General features: G+C 64.7%; 6 protein-coding genes. 5 read left to right on the forward strand and 1 reads right to left on the reverse strand.

What is annotated here, in order from left to right:
* Positions 1–4: 4 nt before the first annotated feature.
* Genes ACFP9U_RS12620 through ACFP9U_RS12640 form a run of 5 tightly spaced genes read left to right on the forward strand, consistent with a single transcriptional unit; the run spans position 5 to position 4,995 of the window.
* Complete coding sequence (locus ACFP9U_RS12620) at positions 5–943, forward strand: ABC transporter permease (protein ID WP_378621856.1); 939 nt, start codon at positions 5–7, stop codon at positions 941–943.
* Between the two features lies 1 nt (position 944).
* Positions 945–1,832, forward strand: a complete 888-nt coding sequence (locus tag ACFP9U_RS12625; protein WP_378621858.1) for an ABC transporter permease — start codon at positions 945–947, stop codon at positions 1,830–1,832.
* Positions 1,829–2,851 (forward strand): ABC transporter ATP-binding protein, encoded by a 1,023-nt coding sequence (locus ACFP9U_RS12630; protein WP_378621860.1) that lies wholly within the window; start codon positions 1,829–1,831, stop codon positions 2,849–2,851. The genes ACFP9U_RS12625 and ACFP9U_RS12630 overlap by 4 nt, the downstream gene beginning before the upstream one ends.
* Positions 2,848–3,837 carry an ABC transporter ATP-binding protein gene (locus ACFP9U_RS12635; protein WP_378621861.1) on the forward strand — a complete coding sequence of 330 codons (990 nt, stop codon included), beginning with the start codon at positions 2,848–2,850 and terminating at the stop codon, positions 3,835–3,837. Before ACFP9U_RS12630 ends, ACFP9U_RS12635 begins: the two co-directional genes overlap by 4 nt.
* 21 nt (positions 3,838–3,858) lie before the next feature.
* Positions 3,859–4,995, forward strand: coding sequence for a succinylglutamate desuccinylase/aspartoacylase family protein (locus ACFP9U_RS12640; protein WP_378621863.1), 1,137 nt, complete (start codon positions 3,859–3,861; stop codon positions 4,993–4,995).
* Positions 4,996–5,293: 298 nt separating this feature from the next.
* On the opposite strand, the gene ACFP9U_RS12645 is transcribed toward ACFP9U_RS12640, so the two are convergent.
* Positions 5,294–6,214, reverse strand: a complete 921-nt coding sequence (locus tag ACFP9U_RS12645; RefSeq protein ID WP_378621865.1) for a TatD family hydrolase — start codon at positions 6,212–6,214, stop codon at positions 5,294–5,296.
* Positions 6,215–6,350 lie beyond the last annotated feature (136 nt).

Here is a 6,350-nt window from a genome sequence, read left to right on the forward strand (position 1 = left end):
TGGCATGTGGCTCTACGTCCTCAAGAGGATCGTGCTGGCGATGGCGATCACAGTGATCGCCGTCACCCTTCTGTTCGTGATGATCCAGGCCGTCCCGGGCGATCCTGCCGCGGTACTTCTTGGTCCGCGGGCAACGCCCGAACTACGGGCGGAGCTTCATGAGCGGATGGGTCTCGATCAGCCGCTTCCCGTGCAGGTGGTCATGTTCTTCGGCGGCCTGCTGCAGGGCGACCTCGGCTTCGACGTCTTCACCCAGCGTCCGGTCCGCAGCATCGTCTTTGAACAGCTTCCCTATACGATCGCCCTCATCCTGACTGCGATCGCCTGGTCGGTTCTCGTGGCGGTGCCGCTCGGCTGCTACTCGGCGATGCGGCGCAATTCGGTGATCGACAAGGTGGTAGGCGTGATGGCGGTGGCGACCATCGCCATCCCGTCCTTCGTCATGGCGATCTATGCGCTGTTGATTTTCGCCGTCTGGCTCAACTGGCTGCCTGCCATCGGCGCGGGCTCGGGCTTCTGGGGTGGGGTTACCCATCTCATTCTGCCGGCCTTTGTCGTCGGCATCGGCTGGGTGGGCTATCTCTCCCGTATCGTGCGCGCCTCGATGCTGGAGATCCTCGGCGAGAACCATGTGCGGATGGCGCGATCCTTCGGCTTGTCGGAAGGGCGTATCGTCGCCCGCTACGCCCTGCCGCTCGCCATCCTGCCCACCGTTACCATTCTCGGCGTCGGCATGGCGCATCTTCTCTCGGCGGCTGTCTTCGTCGAGGTGGTCTTCGCGCGGCCGGGCATCGGCACGCTGATCGTGCAGGCAGTGGATTCGCGCAATTACCCCATCGTCATGGGAACGGTGCTGGTCACGACCGTCCTCTTCGTCGTCTCCACCACCATCGCCGACTTCGTCAACGCGGCGCTCGATCCCAGAATCCGCGGGGACCTCTGAGATGGCCGAGGGAACGCACGCGATCGCGGTCGAGGAAGCAAGGTTCGGCGCACTCACCGGCTTCGCACGCCGCCTCGCCCGCAACCCGCTCGGGCTCTTCGGCGCGGTGCTCGTCGTGCTGATGGTGGCGAGCGCGATCTTCGCGGATCTGATTGTGCCTTACGATCCGACGCAGATCATGGTGGGCCCGCGGCTTGCGCCGCCCTCGCTCGAATTCCTGATGGGCACCGACCAGCTCGGACGCGATGTCTTCTCGCGGGTCATCATGGGCGGGCAGGTAGCGCTTCTCGTCTCGGCCACGGCACTGGGGACGGCGTTGTCGGTGGGGCTTCTGCTCGGGCTCCTGGCAGGCTTCGGCCCGCCCTGGCTCGACAACGCGCTGCTGCTCCTCTTCGACACGATCCGCTCCTTCCCGGTGATCATCTTCGCCCTGGCGGTCGTCACCCTGCTCGGGCCGAGCCTGGCAAGCGTGATCTTCGTCGTCGCGGTGACGACGGTACCGATCTATGCGCGCGTCGTGCGCACCCAGACGCACGCGCTGCGCAACAGCGAGTTCATAATCGCAGAGCGGGCAATGGGAGCCGGTGTGCCACGGATTCTCGGCATCCACATTCTGCCCAACGTCATCGGGCCGCTTCTGATCCTCGTGAGCATGGATGTGCCGCTCGTCATTACGCTGGAAGCGGGCCTGAGCTTCCTCGGCATGGGCGTGCGTCCGCCGACACCCTCCTGGGGCACGATTCTCAATGACGGCTACGGTTACATCAACCAGTCGGTCTGGCCCGTCGTTTCCGGCGGCATTCCGATCGTACTCACCACGTTGGGTTTCACCTTCCTGGGCGAAGCGCTTCGGGACATCTTCGACCCCAAGCTGCGGAAAGAACTATGAGACCGGGTGAATCCGCCGAGCAGATGGCGAGCAGTCGACCGTCGCTCCTGGAGGTGGTGGATCTCGACCTCGCGTTCCAGACGCCGCGCGGCCGTGTCCACGCCCTTCGCGACGTCAGCCTTGCAGTCCAGCCCGGCGAGATCGTCGGCGTTGTCGGCGAAAGCGGCTCGGGCAAGTCCACGCTTGCCTACACCGTGATGGGGCTGCTCGCGGAAAACGCCGAGGTGACGGGCGGTGCGATCCCCTTCGAAGGGCACGATCTCCTGTCCATGACCGCAGAGGAAAGGCGGAGACTCCTCGGCAACCGCATGTCGATGATCTTTCAGGACCCGATGACCGCGCTCAACCCGGTACGTTCCATCGAAAAGCAGATGATCGATATCCAGCACCACCAGGGTGGATCGCGGCGGGAAAAGCGGCGGCGTGCCATCGAGATGCTGGAGCGGGTCGGCATTCCGGATCCACAAAGCCGGATCGGCGGCTACGCGCACGAGTTCTCGGGCGGGATGCGCCAGCGCATCTGCATCGCCATGGCGCTCCTGGTGAAACCGGCGCTCCTGATAGCGGACGAGCCGACGACAGCGCTCGACGCCACGCTCGAGGTGCAGATCATCCATCTGTTGAAGGACCTGCAGCGGGAGATCGGCTGCTCCATCATTTTCGTCTCGCATCACCTGGGCACGGTCGCTGAGCTCTGCGATCGCGTCGCCGTCATGTATGCAGGCGAGATGGTGGAATACGGGACGGTGCGGCAGATATTCCATCATCCCGGCCATCCCTACACGAAAGCGCTCCTCGAGTGCGATCCGGGGCGGATCAGGACGAAGACGCGGGTGCTGCCGACCATTCCCGGCGAGGTGCCCAACCTTGTCGAACCGCCCTCCGGCTGCATCTTCCGCGAGCGCTGCCCCCATTCGTTCGACCGTTGCGTGACCGAAGTCCCGGCGTCGCGCGACCTCGCCCCGACCCAATGGGCGCGCTGTCATCTCCTCGACGATGCAGCGGAGGCGCCCGCATGAGCGCGCTTCTGTCCGTCAACGATCTCCGCGTCCGCTTTCGCGCCATGAGCCGTCTGAAAGCAATGGCCACCCGTGCAGAAGATCCATTCATCGATGCCGTCTGCGGCGTTTCCTTCGACATTTGCAAGGGCGAGACGCTGGGGCTGGTGGGCGAGAGCGGTTCAGGCAAATCGACGATCGCCCGCACGCTCATGGGGCTCGTCCATGCGCAGGAAGGCTCGATCCGTTTCGATGGCCAGGAACTGACGGGCCTTACCGGCAGCGCCCGCAAGCCGTACCGCCGGCGCATGGCGATGATGTTCCAGGATCCCGTCGGGTCACTTTCGCCGCGCCTGACGGTGCGTACGCTGCTGATGGAGCCGTTCCGCATACACGGGATCACCGGTCGCGATCCCGCTGCGGAAGCCGACCGGCTGCTCAAGATGGTCGGCCTCCCGGTCGAGTTCGGGCGCCGGTATCCGCACCAGCTTTCCGGCGGTCAGGCGCGCCGGGTGGGGGTGGCGCGGGCGCTTGCGCTCGAGCCGGATCTCATCATCGCCGATGAGCCGACGGCGGGCCTCGACGTTTCGGTGCAGGGGGAAGTCCTCAATCTGCTGTCCCGCCTCCAGCGCGAGCTCGGCATCGCTATCCTCATCATCACGCACAATCTCAACGTCGTGCGTCACATGACCGATCGGATGGCGATCATGTATCTCGGCCGCTTTGTCGAGGTCGGTCCCACCGATGCGATTTTCGAGCGGCCGCGCCATCCCTATACCGAGGCGCTGCTCTCGGCCAATCCGGAGGCCGATCCCGACGCGGTGCTCGACCGGGTCGAGATCAGTGGCGAGGTGCCGAGCTTGATGATGCGGCCTTCGGGCTGTGAGTTCCACACGCGCTGCCGCTACGCCCAGGACATCTGCGGCCGCGTCTTTCCCCAGCCGACGGCGGATGAGGGCGAGGATGGTTCACATGTCTTCAAATGTCATTTTCCGCTTCCCGCCTAACGCATCAAACCGGAGCTCTTCATGTCTCGCGAAGTGATCGACGTGCCGCTTTCCGGCGGAACGCCCGGCAATCGAACTGCCGTGCGGATGTTGCGTTACGGGGCGCCCGAAGCACGCCCCAAGGCGTACATCCACGCCGCCCTTCACGCCGACGAGGCACCGGGGCTGCTTGTTGCTCATCATCTGGCCGAAAAGCTCGACCAAGCTGATGCGCGCGGCGAGATCACCGGGCAGATCGTCCTCGTCCCTGCCGCCAATCCGCTCGGCCTCGCACAATATATCAATGGCGACCATCTGGGCCGCTACGACTTGCCGAGCGGTCGCAACTTCAATCGCAACTGGCCGGCGCTGGGGGATGATATCGTTCAACGGGTCGGCGGGCGGCTGACAGACGATGCGAACGCCAATCGCGCCGTGATCCGTGCGGCGATCCGCGAGCTTATCGACGAGCACCCGCAGGCGACGCCGATCGACTCCCTGCAGGCCATACTTTCCCGGGAAGCTTATGACTGCGACCTCGTGCTGGATCTCCATTGCGACGACGAGGGTCTGATGCACCTCTTCGTCCATCCGGAGATCTGGCCGGAGGTGAGGGATCTTGCAGCCGAGCTTGGTTGCCACGTCGTGTTCTCCCAGGCGCGGTCGGGCGGCTCTACCTTCGCGGAAGCGGGCGTGGAGCCGTGGCTGCGGCTTGCAGAGGCGTTTCCTGATTGCTCCATTCCGATTGGCTGCCAGGCCATCACGCTGGAATTGCGCGGCTTTGTCGACGTTGGCGACGAGATCGCCCGGGCCGATGCTTCGGCGCTGATCAACGTCCTGCGCCGGCGACGGTATCTCTCCGGAGATGCCGATGCCGCTCCGGAACCATTGTGCGAACTCACTGGATTCGACGCCTGCGACATCGTTCGGACTCCGCAGTTCGGCGTCGTCGTCTATCACGCGGAACTCGGGGAAAGGGTAAAATGCGGGCAGCCCATTGCCGATATTGTCAGCCCACCCGCGGCCGGTAGCCAGGAACGGATCACGCTCCACGCGGGGACCGATGGGCTTGTGGTCACCAGACGGCTGAAAAAGCTGGTCGCGGCCAATCAGGTGATTGCGAAGATCGCCGGCGTCGTTCCGCTGAAACACCGAAGGGGCTATCTCCTGGAGGATTAGTCGTCCTACCTGGAAACGCGCTCTTTCTGCTATCACACGGGCAGGGGGCGCAGGCCACGCCCGGTTTCCTTCAGGTGCTTGAAATGCGCTCGTGGCGTCCTCGGCGCCGGGAGAGATCACGGGCGTCGAGTGGGAAATTGCGGTCGGGTATTCGGCATGCGGATTGGGGATCGGCTCGCCGAAATGGTGCCAGCCCCAACACACCACCGGCCAGCCGTAGTTGTGGCCGGCCTCAGGAATGACGAGCTTATCGCCGCCCCAGGTCCGAACTCATGGAGCACGCTGAGGAAAGATTGCCCTACTCGATCACGAGATCGTCGCGCCTTTTGCGCTTTTCCGTGCCGATGACCGGCTCACGCCCGCCGCGCAGGATGGAGTTGCCGGCATAGAGCGTGCGCTGGTCGATCTCCGGCGGGCTCAGCCAATCCTCCTCGCGGATCTGGCCGCTCTTGCCGTAGACTTCCAGTGCGTTGGCGTAGCAGACGCAGTTGACCGTCTTCTCGGGGATGCCGCTTTCGAGCGCCAGCCACGCGGTCTTGGGCACGCCGAGCGAATCCGAGATGCCCCAGTCGCAGGCCGAATCGACGATGATGCGCTCGCCGCCATACTGCTTCAGCAGCTCCACCATGCGGCGGTTGCCCATCTTGGTGGAGGGATAGATGGAGAAGCCGGCCCAGAAGCCGCGCTGCAGCGTCTCGGCCACAGTCTCCTCGTTGTTGTGGTCGATCACCACCCAGGAGGGGTCGAGGCCGTGCTCTTCGATCACGTCCATGGAGCGCGTGGTGCCGCGCTTCTTGTCGCGGTGGGGCGTGTGGACCATCACGGGCAGGTCGAGCTCCTTGGCGAGCTCGAGCTGCGCGCGGAAGTAGTGGTCCTCGAGATCCGTCTGCTCGTCATAGCCGATCTCGCCGATCGCCACCACGCCCTCCTTCAGCGCAAAGCGCGGCAGCCACTCCATCACGCCCTCGGCAAGCTCCTCGTTGTTGGCCTCCTTGGAGTTGAGGCCGACGGTACAATAATGCCTGATCCCGAACTGGCCCGCGCGAAAGCGCTCCCAGCCGACGATGGATGAAAGATAATCGACATAGGTGCCGGTGAAGGTGCGCGGCTGGCCGATCCAGAAGGCCGGCTCGATGACGGCTACGACGCCGGCTTCGGCCATGGCCTCGTAGTCGTCCGTCGTGCGGCTGATCATGTGGGCGTGCGGGTCGATGTACATCAGGCTGCTTCCTTCTCCAGCCTCGTCCAGTCGAGCCTGCCGGTGGCGATGGCCTGCGCCTCCGGCCGGCCGGCCAGCAGATCGCGTGCTGCGGGATGGGGAGCGACCGAGAGCGCCAGGGCAGCCGCCCGTGCTG

Origin of the sequence: Nitratireductor sp. GCM10026969 (assembly GCF_042660605.1) — a bacterium.
GTDB lineage: Bacteria > Pseudomonadota > Alphaproteobacteria > Rhizobiales > Rhizobiaceae > Chelativorans.